Annotated in this window: 15 protein-coding genes; 6 read left to right on the top strand and 9 right to left on the bottom strand. The window is 74.0% G+C overall.

Going from position 1 to position 15,340, the window contains the following annotated elements; genetic code table 11:
* Positions 1-16: 16 nt before the first annotated feature.
* Positions 17-1,234 carry a PLP-dependent transferase gene (locus tag AB0I06_RS21815; protein ID WP_363120663.1) on the top strand — a complete coding sequence of 406 codons (1,218 nt, stop codon included), beginning with the start codon at positions 17-19 and terminating at the stop codon, positions 1,232-1,234.
* 9 nt (positions 1,235-1,243) lie between these two features.
* Here the strand turns inward: AB0I06_RS21815 and AB0I06_RS21820 are convergent, their stop codons facing one another.
* The 5 genes from AB0I06_RS21820 to AB0I06_RS21840 form a co-directional block, all read right to left on the bottom strand.
* Entirely contained in the window at positions 1,244-2,500 is a 1,257-nt protein-coding gene (locus AB0I06_RS21820) for a GNAT family N-acetyltransferase (protein WP_363120486.1), read from the bottom strand.
* A gap of 108 nt (positions 2,501-2,608) precedes the next feature.
* A complete protein-coding gene (locus tag AB0I06_RS21825) occupies positions 2,609-4,171 on the bottom strand; it encodes an alkaline phosphatase D family protein (RefSeq protein ID WP_363120487.1) in 1,563 nt (520 codons plus the stop codon).
* A gap of 127 nt (positions 4,172-4,298) precedes the next feature.
* Positions 4,299-5,738, bottom strand: coding sequence for a PLP-dependent aminotransferase family protein (locus AB0I06_RS21830; RefSeq protein ID WP_363120488.1), 1,440 nt, complete (start codon positions 5,736-5,738; stop codon positions 4,299-4,301).
* Positions 5,739-5,777: 39 nt separating this feature from the next.
* Positions 5,778-6,608 carry an alpha/beta fold hydrolase gene (locus AB0I06_RS21835; RefSeq protein WP_363120489.1) on the bottom strand — a complete coding sequence of 277 codons (831 nt, stop codon included), beginning with the start codon at positions 6,606-6,608 and terminating at the stop codon, positions 5,778-5,780.
* A gap of 107 nt (positions 6,609-6,715) precedes the next feature.
* Positions 6,716-7,369 (bottom strand): NAD(P)-binding domain-containing protein, encoded by a 654-nt coding sequence (locus AB0I06_RS21840; RefSeq protein WP_363120490.1) that lies wholly within the window; start codon positions 7,367-7,369, stop codon positions 6,716-6,718.
* 108 nt (positions 7,370-7,477) lie between these two features.
* On the opposite strand from AB0I06_RS21840, the gene AB0I06_RS21845 reads away from it, so the two are divergent.
* Together AB0I06_RS21845 and AB0I06_RS21850 are read left to right on the top strand one after the other, a co-directional pair.
* Positions 7,478-8,362 carry an RNA polymerase sigma-70 factor gene (locus AB0I06_RS21845; RefSeq protein ID WP_363120491.1) on the top strand — a complete coding sequence of 295 codons (885 nt, stop codon included), beginning with the start codon at positions 7,478-7,480 and terminating at the stop codon, positions 8,360-8,362.
* A 168-nt stretch (positions 8,363-8,530) separates the two neighbouring features.
* On the top strand, positions 8,531-9,292 hold the full coding sequence (locus tag AB0I06_RS21850) for a GntR family transcriptional regulator (protein ID WP_363120492.1): 762 nt from the start codon (positions 8,531-8,533) through the stop codon (positions 9,290-9,292).
* A gap of 162 nt (positions 9,293-9,454) precedes the next feature.
* On the opposite strand, the gene AB0I06_RS21855 is transcribed toward AB0I06_RS21850, so the two are convergent.
* The 3 genes from AB0I06_RS21855 to AB0I06_RS21865 all read right to left on the bottom strand — a co-directional run bounded on the left by AB0I06_RS21855 (position 9,455) and on the right by AB0I06_RS21865 (position 12,540).
* Positions 9,455-10,603, bottom strand: coding sequence for an ROK family transcriptional regulator (locus tag AB0I06_RS21855; protein ID WP_363120493.1), 1,149 nt, complete (start codon positions 10,601-10,603; stop codon positions 9,455-9,457).
* A 90-nt stretch (positions 10,604-10,693) separates the two neighbouring features.
* A complete protein-coding gene (locus AB0I06_RS21860) occupies positions 10,694-11,356 on the bottom strand; it encodes a response regulator transcription factor (RefSeq protein ID WP_363120494.1) in 663 nt (220 codons plus the stop codon).
* A 14-nt stretch (positions 11,357-11,370) separates the two neighbouring features.
* On the bottom strand, positions 11,371-12,540 hold the full coding sequence (locus tag AB0I06_RS21865) for a histidine kinase (protein ID WP_363120664.1): 1,170 nt from the start codon (positions 12,538-12,540) through the stop codon (positions 11,371-11,373).
* A gap of 108 nt (positions 12,541-12,648) precedes the next feature.
* Between AB0I06_RS21865 and AB0I06_RS21870 the strand changes: the two genes are divergently transcribed.
* The 3 genes from AB0I06_RS21870 to AB0I06_RS21880 are packed head-to-tail and all read left to right on the top strand — an operon-like array spanning position 12,649 to position 14,781.
* Complete coding sequence (locus tag AB0I06_RS21870) at positions 12,649-13,569, top strand: ATP-binding cassette domain-containing protein (protein ID WP_363120495.1); 921 nt, start codon at positions 12,649-12,651, stop codon at positions 13,567-13,569.
* 2 nt (positions 13,570-13,571) lie between these two features.
* A complete protein-coding gene (locus AB0I06_RS21875) occupies positions 13,572-14,297 on the top strand; it encodes an ABC transporter permease (RefSeq protein WP_363120496.1) in 726 nt (241 codons plus the stop codon).
* A gap of 55 nt (positions 14,298-14,352) precedes the next feature.
* On the top strand, positions 14,353-14,781 hold the full coding sequence (locus AB0I06_RS21880) for a hypothetical protein (protein WP_363120497.1): 429 nt from the start codon (positions 14,353-14,355) through the stop codon (positions 14,779-14,781).
* 4 nt (positions 14,782-14,785) lie between these two features.
* Here the strand turns inward: AB0I06_RS21880 and mug are convergent, their stop codons facing one another.
* Positions 14,786-15,331 (bottom strand): G/U mismatch-specific DNA glycosylase, encoded by a 546-nt coding sequence (gene mug / locus AB0I06_RS21885; protein ID WP_363120498.1) that lies wholly within the window; start codon positions 15,329-15,331, stop codon positions 14,786-14,788.
* Positions 15,332-15,340 lie beyond the last annotated feature (9 nt).

Below are 15,340 nucleotides of genomic sequence, written 5' to 3' on the forward strand. Positions count from 1 at the left end.
CTTGCCCACCATGGACATGGACACAACGAGCACGCGCGCCCACGACGACGTACGCACCGCACCGCGAGCCCTCGCCACCGAGGCCGTGCACGCCGGGCGGGACGACCTCGCCCGGCAGGGGCTGCACGCCCCGCCGATCGACCTGTCCACCACCTACCCGTCCTATGACAGCCGCGGCGAGGCGGCCCGCATCGACGCGTTCGCCACCACCGGCGCCGAGCCGGACGGCCCGCCGGTCTACGGGCGGCTCGGCAACCCGACCGTCGCCCGCTTCGAGACCGCCCTGGCCCGGCTGGAGGGCACCGAGGCGGCGGTGGCGTTCGCCAGCGGCATGGCGGCACTGAGCGCCGTCCTCCTCGTCCGCGGCGCGATGGGCCTGCGCCACGTCGTGGCCGTACGCCCCCTCTACGGGTGCAGCGACCATCTGCTGACCGCCGGACTGCTCGGCTCGGAGGTGACCTGGACCGACCCGGCCGGTGTCGCCCACGCGCTGCGCCCGGACACCGGCCTGGTCCTGGTCGAGTCCCCGGCCAACCCGACCCTCGCCGAGGTCGACCTGCGGGCCGTCGCCCACGCCTGCGGTTCGGTGCCGCTGCTGGTGGACAACACCTTCGCCACACCCGTTCTGCAGCGTCCCGCCGAGCAGGGCGCCCGGCTGATCCTGCACAGCGCCACCAAGTACCTCGGCGGGCACGGCGACGTGCTCGCCGGCGTGGTCGCCTGTGACGAGGAGTTCGCCGGACGGCTGCGCCAGGTGCGCTTCGCCACGGGCGGTGTCCTGCACCCGCTGGCCGGCTATCTGCTGCTGCGCGGCCTGTCCACCCTGCCGGTCCGGGTCCGGGCGGCCTCCGTAACCGCCGCCGAACTGGTCCGGCGTCTGGCCGCCGACCCGCGGATCGCCCGGGTGCACTACCCGCGCATCGGCGGTGCCATGGTCGCCTTCGAGGTGCACGGCGACCCCCACGAGGTCATCGCCCGGGTGGGCCTCATCACCCCCGCGGTGAGCCTGGGCAGCGTGGACACGCTCATCCAGCACCCGGCCTCCATCAGCCACCGCATCGTCGACGCGGACGACCGCCGGGGAGCCGGGGTCAGCGATCAGCTCCTGCGCATGTCGGTGGGCCTGGAGGACGTGGAGGACCTGTGGAACGATCTCGACCAGGCACTGTCCGGCCCTTTCGGGGGCGCGGGGAACTGCGCGACGAGCCACGGTGAACCCGCACCCGCCCTCTGACGACGGCGCCTACGACGCGGAGGCGCTCCCCAGCCCCTCCGCACCCGTCACCACGGGCTCACCCAGCCGCGCCGTGATGACCAGCGTCCCTTCCTCGACCTGGTAGTCGAGAGGCAGCCCGAGCCCGCGCATCGCGGCGACCATCCCCGTGTTGGACGCCTGCGTCACGGCGTACACGCTCGAGCAGCCGGCCTCGACAGCCATCCCGACCAGCCGCCCGAGCAGCTCCGCCCCGACACCCCGCCGCTGCCACGCGTCCTCGACGAGCAGCGCGACCTCCGTCTCGTCCCCGTCCCACAGGAGGTGGCCCAGCCCGACGATCCGGCCGGAGGCGGTCTGCACGGCCAGAGTGCGGCCGTGGCGCGGCCCGAGCAGGTGGGTCAGGTACCGGTCGGCGTCACCGACGGGCCCGTGATAGCGCTGCTTCAGCGTGTGCGCCGAGCACCGCTCGTGCATCGCCCTGGCCGCTTCGAGGTCGCGCGTGTCGGCCCGCCGCACGGTGATGTCGCTGCCCTCGGCCAGCGTGAGCTCCTCCCGGCCGTGCGGCAGGCGCGGGCCGAGCCGGGCGTCCAGTTCCACCAGGGCCCTGGCCCGGGCGAACTCGGTCGGGGTGAACGGCAGATACGGCCGCTCCACGGTGATCACTCCGCCTTCCGGGGCGCGCAGCCGCATCACCGTGTCGTCCAAGGCGCCTTCCACCGGCGCGCTGCCCGGCACCTGGCCGGCGCCGGCCGGAGCGGGCTGGGAGCGGATCGTGCACCGGCCGAGCAACTGCCGCAGGGCGAGGGGAAGTTCCGCCGAGTCCAGGGCGGTGCGGGCGGCGAGCCCGAGGACCCGGGTCGGCGCGTCCACCAGGTCGTGCGCGTCGGCCCGTTCGATCCAGGTGTCGGCGCCACCGGCCGACTCGACGGCCGTGGTGATCGCGGACGCCGGCAGACCGTCCGGGCCCCGCAGCAGGAACTCGTCGACCGTGCCCGCGCCCAGCGGGTGCGTCTGGAGGCTCAGGATGTCGACGCGCCGTCCCGCCAGGGCCGCGCAGAGGGCCGCCAGCGATCCCGGCTCGTCCTGGACCGTGGTCCGCATCCGCCACAGGGTGTTCGCCCCCGGCACCGCCTGTGGCGCCGGGGACCCGGTATCACCGGTCGGCGGGGCGTGTTCGTGGCGGCGTGTTCGCCACGTCCGGAACGCCTGCGCGATCCGCTGCCACGGTGTGGCGGTGCGGCAGTCGTCGAGGTGGTGCGGCACAGAAGTCACGTCTCGCGTCATGCACCCACTGTGACGGAGTGGTGTTGCACGATCGAGAACGCTTTGTGACCACCGGGTAAAGGGGGGAGCTTCCCCCCTTTACCGTCCTTTCAAACGTTGCGTTCCGTACTACTGGCCGACCCGGCCCGGCTGGAGCACCTGCGTGAACAACACGGTGCCGTCCTGCTCCCGCAGACGGACCGTCAGCTCCCCGCTGTGGCCGTCGATGTCGACCTCGCCGAAGAACTGGAAGCCTCCGGCCGGCGACACGTTGGCGGTCGTCGGGGCCTTCACGAACACGCGGTCCGGGCCGAAGGTGCCGTCGAGCGCGTTCGCCGGGAAGGCACCGGCGTTGAGCGGGCCCGAGACGAACTCCCAGAACGGCTCGAAGTCGGTGAAGGCGGCCCTCGACGGCTGGTAGTGCTGCGCCGAGGTGTGGTGCACATCGGCGGTCAGCCACACCGTGCCCGTGATCCGGCGGTGCTTGACGAACCGCAGCAGTTCGGCGATCTGCAATTCACGGCCGAGCGGCTTGCCGGGGTCGCCCTGAGCGACGGCCTCGATGTTCGGCGCGTCCGGGACGACGAGGCCGATCGGCATGTCGGAGGCGATCACCTTCCACACGGCCCGGGAGCGGGACAGCTCGCGCTTGAGCCACTGGAGTTGCTCGCGGCCGAGGATGCCCTGCGGGTCGGCCGGCTGGTCGTCCGGCGAGTTGGCGTTGCGGTAGGTGCGCATGTCCAGGACGAAGACGTCCAGCAGCGGCCCGTGGTGCTGCACGCGGTAGACGCGGCCGTCGGGGCGGCGCAGCGTGGAGATCGGGAAGTACTCCGAGAAGGCCCGGCGGGCGCGGGCGGCGAGCACGTCGACGCGCTTCTCGGTGTAGCGGGCGTCGGTGAGGATCTCACCCGGGTACCAGTTGTTGGTGACCTCGTGGTCGTCCCACTGGATGATGGACGGGACCCGGGCGTTGAAGGCGCGCAGGTTCTCGTCGAGCAGGTTGTAGCGGAAGTTGCCGCGGAACTCCCCGAGCGTCTCGGCGACCTTCGCCTTCTCCTCGGTGGTGATGTTCCGCCAGGTCCGGCCGTCGGGCAGGGACACGGCCTGGGTGATCGGGCCGTCGGCGTAGATGTTGTCGCCGCTGCACAGGAAGAAGTCCGGGTCGAGGGCGGCCATCGCGTTGTAGATCGTGTAGCCGCCGAACTCCGGGTTGATGCCCCAGCCCTGCCCGGCCAGGTCGCCGGACCAGACGAACCGCACGCCGTCGCGGCGCTTGGCGGACGCGGTCCGGAAGGTGCCGCTGACCGGTTCGCCGGTGCGGCGCGGGTCGTCCGGGTCGGCGAGCAGCACGCGGTAGTGGATCTGCTCGCCGGACGGCAGGCCGCGCAGCCGGGTCGTGCCGGTGAAGTCGGTGCCCGGGCCCAGCAGCGGGCCGTGCCATCTGCGGGCGTTGCGGAACGACTCGGTGGCCGAGGTCTCGACGACCATCCGGGCCGGCCGGTCGGAGCGCACCCACACCAGCCCGGAGTCGCAGGTCACGTCTCCCGCCTGCACACCCCACCCCGCCGTCGGGCGCCCCGAGCGTGCGAAGGCGGGTGCCGCGCCGAGAGCGGTGGGCAAGGACAGGGCCGCCGACGCGGCGAGGGAGCCACGCAGGACGCTACGGCGCCCGGGCAACGGACGGTGGGACATGGATGCGCCTCCAGGGACGGGATCCGGCCAAGTGTGCACAGCCACTCCTACTGGCCCGCCGCGGCGCGCACACGAACCCCAAGTGAACAACCGGCCGCGGGGCGAGGGAACCGGCGAACCGGCCGCCTCACCCGGCCGCGGCCTCCGCCATCAGGCGCACGCCCTCGGCGATCCGCGCCGGGGACACATGGGCATAGCCCAGGACGAGCCGGATCCTCTCGGTTTCCCCGGACCCGGTGCCGGGGTGGCGGTACGCCGACAGCGGGCGCACCGCAACCCCCGCCGCCGCCACCCGTGCGAGGAAGCGCTCCTCGGGTCCGGACCGCGCCGGCAGCGTGACGATCACATGCAGGCCGGCGGCGATCCCGGACACCTGCGCGCCGGGGAAGTGCGTGTCCAGGGCGGCGACCAGCGCGTCACGCCGCTCGCGGTAGGCGCGCTGGCAGCGGCGCAGCTGGCGGTCGTAGTCGCCGCGCTCCAGGAAACGCGCGAACAGCGCCTGGTCCAGGGCCGGGTGGCCGAGATCCATGGCGCGTTTGCGCTCGACGATCTCCTGCGCCCAGGACTCCGGCACCAGGAGCCAGCCCAGCCGCAGGCCCGGGGCGAGGGACTTGCTGACCGAGCCCGTGTAGGCCACGTGGTCCGGGTCGAGGCCCTGGAGCGCGCCGACGGGTGCGCGGTCGTAGCGGAAGTCGCCGTCGTAGTCGTCCTCCAGGACGATGCCGTCGACGGACCGCGCCCAGTCCAGCAACGCGGCACGGCGCCGGGCCGAGTAGGCGATGCCGGTGGGGAACTGGTGGGCCGGAGTGGTCACCACGGCCCGTACGCCCGACGCCCACAGAGACTTCGGGGTGACCCCCTCCTCGTCCACCGGCAGCGGTACGGCGGTGACTCCGGCCGCGCCGTACAGCGCGTCGTGCTGGGGGCTGCCCGGGTTCTCCACGCCCACCGTGGTCATCCCGCGCGCGTGCAGCGCGAAACCGAGCAGGGTCGTCGCCTGGGTCACCCCCGAGACGACCACGATCCGCTCGGGGTCGGCCACCACGCCCCGCCGCCGGGCGAGCAGTTCGGCCAGTGCGGTACGCAACCGCGGGAGTCCGCGCGGATCGGGATACCCGAGCTCCTGGTGGGGCAGTTCGGCCAGCACACCGCGGTGCGCCGCGGCCCACGCCGCACGGGGGAAGAGGGCCGGGTCCGGTGTCCCGGGCACGAAGTCCGCCCGCGAGCCGGGCGACCGGGGAGCGAGGTCGTGCGCCCGCGGCTGCGCGGCCCGGACCGCCGCGCCCACCCAGGTCCCGGCGCCCCGGCCGCTGCGCAGATAACCCTCCGCCGTCAGCTGCTCGTACGCCTCCGTGACCAGACCGCGCGACACCCCGAGGTCGGCGGCGAGGTCCCGGCTCGAGGGCAGCCGAGTGCCCGGGGCGAGGCGGCCCGAGCGGACCGCCTCACGCAGTGCCGCCTGGAGGGACCGGCCCCGGGTGCGTGCCGGTGCGGACGCGGCGGGGAGCAGCAGTTCCCAGGCGGCGGACGCCTCGCCCTCGCCCGGGGCGCTCTGCGGTGACCTCATGGGGGCAGACCTTAGACGCAGCGCCGCCCCCTGGGCGGCTCAGCGGCTGCCGTCGAGCAGGACCCGGGCCACCAGCGCCGGGTCGTCGTTCATCGGGACGTGCCCGCAGCCGGGCAGGCGCACCAGCCGGGCCCCGGGGATGACGCCCTTGGCGCGCACGCCCTGGCGGGGGATGAGCAGCCGGTCCCGGTTGCCCCACGCCACCGTGACCGGCGTGCCCACGATGTCGTGGGTGAACCGCACGGTCCGGCCGGAGCGGAGCGTCTCGGAGAACCCCTGGGCCCGGGCCAGTGCCAGCGTCTCGGCGACCACGGCCTCGGGGGAACGGCGGCCCGGGCGGGCGTAGATGGTGCTCGTCAGCAGGGTGCGGCCCAGGGCCGGGCGGGCCAGCCGTTCCACCAGGGGCGGCGGCATGCGCCGGGCGATCTGCCGCATCGTCGCCAGCACCGTGAAGGCGTAGCGGCGCTCGGCGTCGTTCCAGAACCCGGCGGGGGACAGGGCGGTGACCGAGCGGACGCGTTGCGTCCGGGCCAGGTCCAGCGCCAGCAGGCCGCCCAGGGAGTTGCCGGCGACGTGCGGCCGTTCGATCTCCAGCGCCTCGCACAGTGCCGTGAGGACCGTGCTCATCGTGGGCAGGTCGTGCGCCATGCCGTCCGGCAGGGCCGGTGACTCACCGCAGCCGGGCAGGTCCACGGCGATCACGTCGCGCTCGGCCGCGAGCGCCGGGATCACCGGTTCCCACGCCTGCCGGTGGTGGCCGATCCCGTGCAGCAGGAGCAGCGGCTCGCCGCTGCCCCGGCGGGTGTAGGACAGGGTCACGCTCTGCTCGCCCCGCGGGGAGGCGACTTTGAAGGAGACGCTGGCGGACATGGGGTGCTCCTCGGCTGTGCTCGCTGACGGACGCCGTAGACAGCTTGTCAGCAATTGCTACTCACCGGTAGCCCCATGGTGTCCCGGGCCGCACGGCGCCGCGCCGCTCAACGGGCCCGGCGCAGCTCCAGGTTGAACTCGCCGTGCCCGAACTTCTGGAACAGGCCGACCCACAGGGGCAGCCACATCTCCACGGCGCGGGCCGCCCGGATGCCGCCGAGGTCGAGCACCCGGTCCGCCGGCCAGCCGAACTCCCCGAGCAGTGCCGTCACCCGCTCTTTGGCGCCCGGGTCGTCCCCGCACACGAAGACGTTGTGCTCGCCCGGCACACGGTCCGGTTCCACCATCACCCGGCAGTTGACCGTGTTGAGCGTCTTCACCACGCGCGCCCGGGGAAACGCCCGCTGGATCTGCTCACCCACGCTGTCCGACCCGACCGGGGACAGCCGCGGCTCCCCCTCCTCGAACGCCAGTGGATTGGAGACGTCCACGAGGACCTTCCCCTCGACGTTCTCCGCCCCGGCCGCCTCCAGCACGGTGAGGGCCACCCGCCCGCCGACCGCGTTCACCACGACCTCGCCGAACCCGGCCGCCTCGGCGAACGTCCCCACACCCGCCCGCGGCCCGGCGGCGGCCGCCCACTGCACGGCGGCGGTGTTGTCCCGCGTGCGCGAGCCGAGCCGCACCTCGTGCCCCAGCTCCACCAGCCGCCCGCCGAGCGTGCGTCCGACCTGTCCCGTGCCCAGCACCGCGTACCGCATCGCCACCTCCGCAGCCGTGCGCCGGTCACCGGCGCCCTGTCGGCCATTCTGTCCGGGAAGGGGCGGTTCCGCCTGGACAGGGCCGCAGTGGTGGGCTGGGATGGAGCCGTGACCACCGAGACCGCGACCGACGTGTTCGAAGCACACCGCCCGGTCCTGCTGGGCGTCGCCTACCGCATGCTGGGCCGCGTGGCCGACGCGGAGGACGTGGTCCAGGAGGCCTGGCTGCGCTGGTCCGGCGCGGCCCGCGACGACGTGCGCGAACCACGCGGCTACCTCGTGCGGATCACCACCCGGCTCGCCATCGACCGCCTGCGCCAGATCAAGGCCCGCGGCGAGACGTACGTCGGCCCCTGGCTGCCCGAGCCCTACGTCACCGACTTCGGCGACACGGTGCCCGACACCGCCGAGCGGGCCGTGCTCGCCGACTCCGTCTCGCTCGCCGTCCTCGTCGTCCTGGAGTCGCTGTCACCGCTGGAGCGGGCCGTGTTCGTGCTGCGCGAGGCCTTCGGCTTCCCCCACGCCGACATCGCCGCCATGCTCGACCGCGGTGAACCGGCGGTGCGCCAGCTGGCGGGGCGGGCCCGCAGGCACGTCGACGAGCGGCGCCCGCGCTACGAGGTCGACCCCGCCCAGCGCCGGAACGTCACCGAACGGTTCCTCGCCGCCGCTGCCGAGGGTGACCTCGAAGGGCTGATGGCGCTGCTCGCCCCGGAGGTCCGGCTGGTCGGCGACAGCGGCGGCAAGGCGCAGGCGCCGCTGCGGGTGCTGGAGTCCGCCGACAAGGTGGGCCGCTTCCTGGTCGGCGTCGCTCAGAAGAGCCTCCCCGGGCTGTCCGTGCGGTTCGTGGAACTCAACGCGGGCCCGGCCGCGCTGATCCTTTCCGACGGCAAGCCCGACTCCGTCTTCCAGGTCGACGTCGCCGACGGCCGCGTCCAAGCCGTCTACATCATCCGCAACCCCGACAAACTGCGGTCGCTGGCCGCCGGGTGACCGGACCTCCCGGACCCGCTCGGGAGGCCTTGTTGCGGGGCCGTGAACGTTCCCGGCCATTGGTCTTGACCAAGGATCAGGGCCGCCCTATGGTCGCAGAGAAGTGCAACAACCTTTAATAAACAAGGCGCTGAAACGCTGCCGACCACGGCGATTGCGGAGGACAGGGTGGGGACCACGCAGCTGGAATCGGTGCAGGAACCGAAGTACTGGCATCTCAAGACCGTGCTCAGTCAGGCGCTCGACTCGGAGTTCTCGGTGGGGGAGATCCTTCCGAACGAGCGCGACCTCGCGGCCCGCTTCGGCGTCGCCCGCGCCACGCTCCGCCAGGCCCTGGAGCAGCTCGAACTCGAGGGCAGGCTCCAGCGCCGCCGGGGGGTGGGTACGACCGTCGCGCCGCCGCGCGTGGGCGTCTCCCTCGGCACCGGACCGCACACCTGGCCGGGCGGTCCCGAGGACGCCTGGCAGCCCGTCGACTGCACGGCGGCGGCGCCCCCGGCGGCCGTCGCCGAGACGCTGGGGACCGGCAAGGAGGAGTCCGTGCACATCGTGCGCCGCTCCCGCGTCTCGCACGGCCGGCCGGTGGCCGCGGAGCTGCTCTACATCCCGCAGCCCTCGGTGCCCGACCTCTCCGGCATCGACGCGCCGTCCGGAGCGGCCCGCGCCCGTGCGGTGCTGCGCGAGTTGCAGCGGCTTGACCTGGAGCGGCAGGAGAACGCGGTGGAGCTCGGGTCCGCCGGAGCCGACGAGGCGAAGGAGCTGGACCGGCTGCCCGGGGCGCCCGTGCTGGTGGTGACCACGCGGTTCGTCGCCGGGGGCCGGACGGCGGCCTTGTCGGTGGCGACGTATCGCGCCGACACCTGCCGGCTCACCTTCGGTGACTCGGGGGGTGTGGAGATCCACGCCGGACCCCAGAAGCAGGCGTCCTGACCCGAGGCCGTGAGGTGCGGTGGGTGGCGCCGCCCGGGGAGGTCGTCCTGAGGCGGCGCGGCGCGATGGGGAGCGCTGCCCGGCGCGCCCGTCCCTGGCGTCACGGCCCGCTTCACCGGGGCCACGCGTCCGGTGTGGCCGATCGCGTGGTTCCCGGCGCCCTTAAAGGGAGCGCGGTTCCACCGTGAACAGCTGCTCCTCCACGTGGTCCAGGGCCAGGCGCAGGGCGCCGGTGGCCACCGCCGCGTCCCCCAGACCCGAGAGGGTCACCTTCGGGGGGCGCAGGCAGTAGCGGGCGAGTTCCTCGCGGAGGGGGGCCAGGACGCCGTCCAGGCCCGCCGCCCAGCCGCCGATGACGACCAGCTCCGGGTCCAGGGCGAGGACGAGGGCCGCCACGTCGTGGACCAGGCGCTGGAGGAAGCGGTCGACGGCCGCCCGGGCCTGCCGGTCGCCGTCGCGGGCCTGTGCGAAGACCTCGGCGACGGCCTGCTCGTCGAGCGGGTGCAAAGGCTCGTCCGTGGTCGAGAGCAGGGTCTCGGGCGTCACCCCCCGGCCCAGCAGATGCAGCGCGCCGATCTCGCCGGCCGCTCCGCCGTAGCCCCGGTGCAGCCGCCCCCCGATCAGCGAACCGGCGCCCGGACTGAGCCCCGCCAGCACGAACACCACGTCCTCCGACTCGGTGGCCGCGCCCTTCCAGTGCTCGGCGACCACCGCGGCGTTGGCGTCGTTCTCGACCAGCACCGGGCACTTGAACGACCGGCTCAGCCGCTCGCCCAGCCGCAGCCCCGTCCACCCCGGCAGCGCCGTACCCAGCCGTACCGTGCCGTCGGCCTCGACGATCCCGGGCGTCGCCACACCCACGGCCCGCAGCGAACCGCGCGCGACCCCGGCCCGCCGCAGCAGCTCGGCGACGGCCCCGCGCAGGCGCTCCAGCCGCTCGTCCGCCCCCGCCGTCTCGGGAACCTCCTTGGCCTGGGCGCCGATGACCCGGCCGTCCAGGTCGGACAGCAGCGCGGCCACCCGGTGCGCCCCGATCTCCAGCCCCAGCAGATGCCCGGCCTCCGCCCGGAAACGGAACCGCCGCGCCGGACGCCCCTGCCGCCGGGCAGCGCCCTCCTCGGCCGCTTTCTCCACGACGAGCCCGGCCTCGATGAGCCCTTCGACGACACCCTCGACCGTCGGCCGGGACAGCCCCGTCACCCGGGTGATCTCGGTCAGCGTCGCGCAGTCCGTGGCACGCAGCGCGTGCAGCACCACCGCGGAGTTGATCCTTCGCAGCAGCGAGGGGTCCCCGCCGGTCAGCCGCCCCACCGTCCGTCCTCCCAGGTCGTGCGCGTGATGGCCGGATCGTACTTCGGCACGGCACACCCCGGCGAGGGGCGGGGCACCGGTCCTCGGCGCTCAGCCGGGCGCCACGAAGCCCGACTCGTACGCCACGATCACCGCCTGGGTGCGATCACGCGCCCCCACCTTCGCCAGCACCGAGCTGACATGCGACTTCACGGTCTCGGTCCCCACGACCAGCCGGGCGGCGATCTCCGCGTTCGACAGACCCCGCGCCATCAGGCGCAGCACCTCGGCCTCACGCTCGGTCAGCCGGGCCCGCTCCAGCACGGCCCGGGCCGCGCGGTTGCCGCCGGTGTCGCCGTACTCGGCGGCGAGCTGCCGCACCGAGGCCGGGAACAGCAGTGACTCGCCCTCGGCGATCAGCCGCACCGCGTGCACGATCTCGGCGGGCCGGGCCCGCTTGAGGAGGAACCCGTCGGCTCCCGCCCGCAGCGCTTCGTACACGTACTCGTCGTTCTCGAAGGTCGTCACCACGAGGATCCGGGGCGGCTCGTCGACCGTCCGCAGCAGCGCCCGGGTGGCTTCGATGCCGTCCATCAGCGGCATCCGGACGTCCATGGCGACCACGTCCGGCCGCAGCCGCCGCACGAGCGGGATCACCGCCGCCCCGTCCGCTGCCTCACCGACGACCTCGATGTCGGGCTGTGCCTCCAGCACGGCCCGAAGCCCCGCGCGCACGAGGGGCTCGTCGTCGACGAGGAGAACGGTGACCGGCATCGGACCAGCGTAGATCAACTCAACGGCAGTTCGGCATGAACCTGCCAGTCGCCCGCGTCGGGTCCGGTCCTGGCCCGCCCGCCCAGCAGCGCCGCGCGCTCCCGTATGCCGCGCAGGCCGCTGCCGCGCCCGGAACCGGACGTCCCGGCCGGCAGCGGATTGCGTACCGCGAGGACGACCGAGTCGCCGGCCACCTGCACCCGGACGCGCACCGGGACCGCCCCGGCGTGCCGCAGGACGTTGGTCAGCGACTCCTGGAGGATCCGGTAGCCCTCCCGGGAGACCGGTCCGGGCACGCTCTCCACCGGGCCGCTCACCTCGGCGTCGACCTTCGCCCCCGCCGCCCGGGCCGACTCCAGCAGGCGGTCGGCGTCCGCGAGGGTCGGCCGGGCGCTCACCGGCTTCTCCGACTCGCGCAGGACGCCGAGCACCCGCTCCAGGTCCTCCAGCGCCGCCCGGCCCGTCTCCTCGATGGCGCTGAGGGCGCGCTCGGTGAAGGCGGGATCGCCCGCCGCCCGGGCGGCTCCCGCCTGCACGACGGCGACGGTGAGCGCGTGACCGATGGAGTCGTGCAACTCGCGGGCGATACGGGTGCGTTCGAGGAGCTGCTCCGTGCGCTCCTCCAGTGCGGCGAGCCGCTCGTCGGGGGAGGGGCCGAGCAGACGCAGGGCGATGCGGGTGATGAGGTGCCCCGAACCGACCACGACACCGGCCGCCACGGCCAGGGGCAGGGGCGCGAGCAGGGCGTGCCACCGGTGAGGGCCTTCCACGGCGAGCCAGGCGTCGCCCGCGCGCTCATCGCCGAACGACGTCGACACCAGGTCCAGCGTGAGCAGGAGGAGCTGCACGCACAGTTGGGTCACCAGGACCCCGAGGAACAACCGCGCCTGAAGCCACACCACCATCCGCCCCCGGTCGCCCCAGGTGGACGAGGAGGCGACCACGATTTCCGGGCCCTCGCCGCCGTCCCGATGGCCGGTCAGCAGCAGCCGGGCCTGGAGTCCTTCCACCACCCGCATGGCGGGGACGAGGCCCGCGAGAGCGAGCAGCACGGTCGCCGAGCCCACGGTCCACCACGCCTCGTCGATGAACAGCCACAGGGCGGGCCACACGATGGCCATGGCGAGGTGCAGCCACCGGGTGTACGTCACCGCCCGGGTGAAGGGACGCAGCATGCGGACCATGGCGTCATCGTGCCAGCCCCCACCGGCGGCGAGCCTCCCCCGCACGGGGGAGACGACCGCCACCGCGGGGGGAGGCCCGCGGTCCGGTCCGTCGGCCACGCTGCTGCCATGACCAGCATCGACGTCCAGGACCTCACCAAGGAGTTCGGCAGCCGGCGAGCCGTGGACCGGCTCACCTTCCGCGTGCTGCCCGGCCGCGTCACGGGCTTCCTCGGCCCGAACGGCGCCGGGAAGTCCACCACCATGCGGCTGGTGCTCGGCCTCGACCGGCCGACCTCCGGTTCGGCCACGATCGGCGGCCGCCCCTACCCGGTGCTCCGTGAACCCCTGCGCCACGTGGGCGCCCTGCTCGACGCCCAGGCCGCGCACGGCTCCCGCACCGCCCGCGACCACCTCCGTGTCCTGGCGGCGAGCAACCGCGTCCCGGAGCGACGGGTCGACGAGCTGCTGGAGGAGACGGGACTGGCGTCGGTGGCCCGGCGCCGTGTGCGGACGTACTCCCTGGGCATGCGCCAGCGGCTCGGCATCGCCGCCGCCCTGCTGGGCGACCCCGAGGTGGTCATGCTCGACGAGCCGTCCAACGGCCTGGACCCCGAAGGCATCGTGTGGATCCGGACGTTGCTGCGGCGGCTCGCCGGCGAGGGCCGCACGGTCCTGGTCTCCAGCCACCTGATGAACGAGACCGCGTCCTTCGCCGACCACCTCGTCGTCCTCGGCCGGGGCCGGCTGCTCGCCGACACCCCGATGCGGGACTTCATCCACGCGCGCGTGCAGCCCCGCGTACGGATCCGCACGAGCGACCCCGTCGCCCTTCGGTCGGTCCTCGCCCGGCACGGCCACGCCGCCGAGGAACACGCGGACGGGCACTGGAGCGTGCACGACGCCCGCGTGGACGACATCGGTCGCATCACCTCGGCCGCCGGCGTCCCGGTCCTGGAACTGGCCGCCCAGGAGGGCACCTTGGAGCAGGCCTATTTCGACCTCACCGGTGCCGAGACCGAGTTCGCCGCACAGCCCCAGGAGGCCTGACCATGCACTTCACCCCCCTGCTGCGCTCCGAGTGGCTGAAGATCCGCACGCTGCGCTCGCTGCCGGGCGCGCTGCTGGCCCTGTTCGCGGCCACCACGGCCTTCTCCGCGATCGCCGGGGTCTCCGACGCCTCCGACCCGGGGTTCGATCCGCTGTTCATGGCCCTGTCCGGTGTTCTGCCGGGCCAGATCGCGGCCATCGCCTTCGGGGCCATGGCCGTGTCGTCGGAATTCCACCCGGGGGCGCTGCGGCTGACGCTGGCCGCGGTGCCGCGGCGCGGCCGGTGGTTCGCGGCCAAGGCGGCCGTCGTCGCCGTACCGGCGCTCCTCGTGGGGCTGGTGACCGCCCTCGCCGCGCTCCTCGCCGGCCGGGCGGGCCTCGGCGCCGCGGCCGGCGGACTCGGCGCCGGTGAGCAGGTGCGCGGTGTCGTGGGCTGCGGCGTCTACCTCATGCTGATGGCGTTGTTCGCCGCCGGGATCGCCGCCCTGCTGCGCAGCGGCGTGGCGACTCTCGCCCTGCTGGTGCCGTTCGTCCTCGTCGTGTCGTTCGTGATCGGCGACGCGACGGGCACGGTCGCCGACTTCCTGCCCGACAAGGCGGGGCAACTGGTGCTGAGACAGACCCCCGAGGGCACCCTCGGCCCCTGGTCGGGGCTGGCGGTGACCGCGCTGTGGACGGCCGCCGCCCTGCTGGCGGGAGCCTGGAGCGTGCGCCGCAGGGACGCCTGACGGAGGGCCGGATGATGCCCCGCCAACTGTCAGTGGCGGGCGGTTTACTGGACCCATGAACATCGCACAGCACATCGCGCTCATCGACGAGCTGTGCTACCGCCCCTTTCCGGCGGAGCACGGCCCGTCGGACGTCGGCGTCTCGGGACCCGGTCACCACCTCGCGGTGTTAGAGGCCGCGACCGACGACCCGGCGGCCCGCGCGGTGACGATCGACCAGTACGAGAAGGACCGGGACGCCGTCTACGAGCTCCTCGCCTCCCGCTGGGGCGACACCGACCCGTACAACCTGCGGACCGTTCTGCTGCGCACCGAGCGGGAGGAGATACCCGCGCCGTGGGCCGAGCTGAGCGCCCGGGCGGGCGTCGCGCACCTGTGGGAGGTGGAGGGCACGGGCCGCTGGGTCGCCGTGGCGGTCGCCGACCGGGACCCGGCGCGGGAGGTCCAGCTGCTGGCCCTGGTCACGGAGACGGACCCGCCGTAGCGGATCAGTCCTCGGCGGCTTCCCGCAGCCGCCCGAACTCCTGCGCCATCGTCTCCAGCGTCCAGTGCGCGTTCAGTCCGCTCGGATTGGGCAGCACCCACACGCGCGTGTCCCCGATCGTCCGCGCCTGGGGTCCCACCCGCGCCTTGCGGTCGTCGAACGCGGCGCGGTAGGCGGTCACTCCCACCACGGCCAGCCAGCGCGGACGCAGCTGTTCCACCTTCGCCGCGAGCAGTCGCCCGCCCTCCCGGTACTCCTCGGCGCTCAGCTCGTCGGCCCGGGCCGAGGCCCGCGCGACGACATTGGTGATGCCGAGCCCGTACGACAGCAACTCCCGCTGCTCGGCCGGCTTCAGCAGCCGCGGTGTGAATCCGGACCGGTGCAGCGCCGGCCAGAAGCGGTTGCCCGGGCGGGCAAAGTGATGGCCCGTCGCGGCCGTCATCAGCCCGGGGTTGATCCCGCAGAACAGCACACGCAGCCCCTCCGCGACCACGTCGGGCACGACGCGGTCGCGGGCGGCCTGAAGCTCCTCGGGCGTGAAACGCGGCACCGTCGGCTA

This window comes from Streptomyces sp. NPDC050674, assembly GCF_040654575.1.
In the GTDB taxonomy this organism is placed as follows: Bacteria; Actinomycetota; Actinomycetes; order Streptomycetales; family Streptomycetaceae; genus Streptomyces.

What these genes read in the sequence shown, in the direction of transcription:
- AB0I06_RS21815 (WP_363120663.1), top strand. Translation starts at nt 17, where the DNA reads ATGGACACAACGAGCACGCGCGCCCACGACGACGTACGCACCGCACCG.
- AB0I06_RS21820 (WP_363120486.1), bottom strand. Translation starts at nt 2,500, where the DNA reads ATGACGCGAGACGTGACTTCTGTGCCGCACCACCTCGACGACTGCCGC.
- AB0I06_RS21825 (WP_363120487.1), bottom strand. Translation starts at nt 4,171, where the DNA reads ATGTCCCACCGTCCGTTGCCCGGGCGCCGTAGCGTCCTGCGTGGCTCC.
- AB0I06_RS21830 (WP_363120488.1), bottom strand. Translation starts at nt 5,738, where the DNA reads ATGAGGTCACCGCAGAGCGCCCCGGGCGAGGGCGAGGCGTCCGCCGCC.
- AB0I06_RS21835 (WP_363120489.1), bottom strand. Translation starts at nt 6,608, where the DNA reads ATGTCCGCCAGCGTCTCCTTCAAAGTCGCCTCCCCGCGGGGCGAGCAG.
- AB0I06_RS21840 (WP_363120490.1), bottom strand. Translation starts at nt 7,369, where the DNA reads ATGCGGTACGCGGTGCTGGGCACGGGACAGGTCGGACGCACGCTCGGC.
- AB0I06_RS21860 (WP_363120494.1), bottom strand. Translation starts at nt 11,356, where the DNA reads ATGCCGGTCACCGTTCTCCTCGTCGACGACGAGCCCCTCGTGCGCGCG.
- AB0I06_RS21865 (WP_363120664.1), bottom strand. Translation starts at nt 12,540, where the DNA reads ATGGTCCGCATGCTGCGTCCCTTCACCCGGGCGGTGACGTACACCCGG.
- AB0I06_RS21870 (WP_363120495.1), top strand. Translation starts at nt 12,649, where the DNA reads ATGACCAGCATCGACGTCCAGGACCTCACCAAGGAGTTCGGCAGCCGG.
- AB0I06_RS21875 (WP_363120496.1), top strand. Translation starts at nt 13,572, where the DNA reads ATGCACTTCACCCCCCTGCTGCGCTCCGAGTGGCTGAAGATCCGCACG.
- AB0I06_RS21880 (WP_363120497.1), top strand. Translation starts at nt 14,353, where the DNA reads ATGAACATCGCACAGCACATCGCGCTCATCGACGAGCTGTGCTACCGC.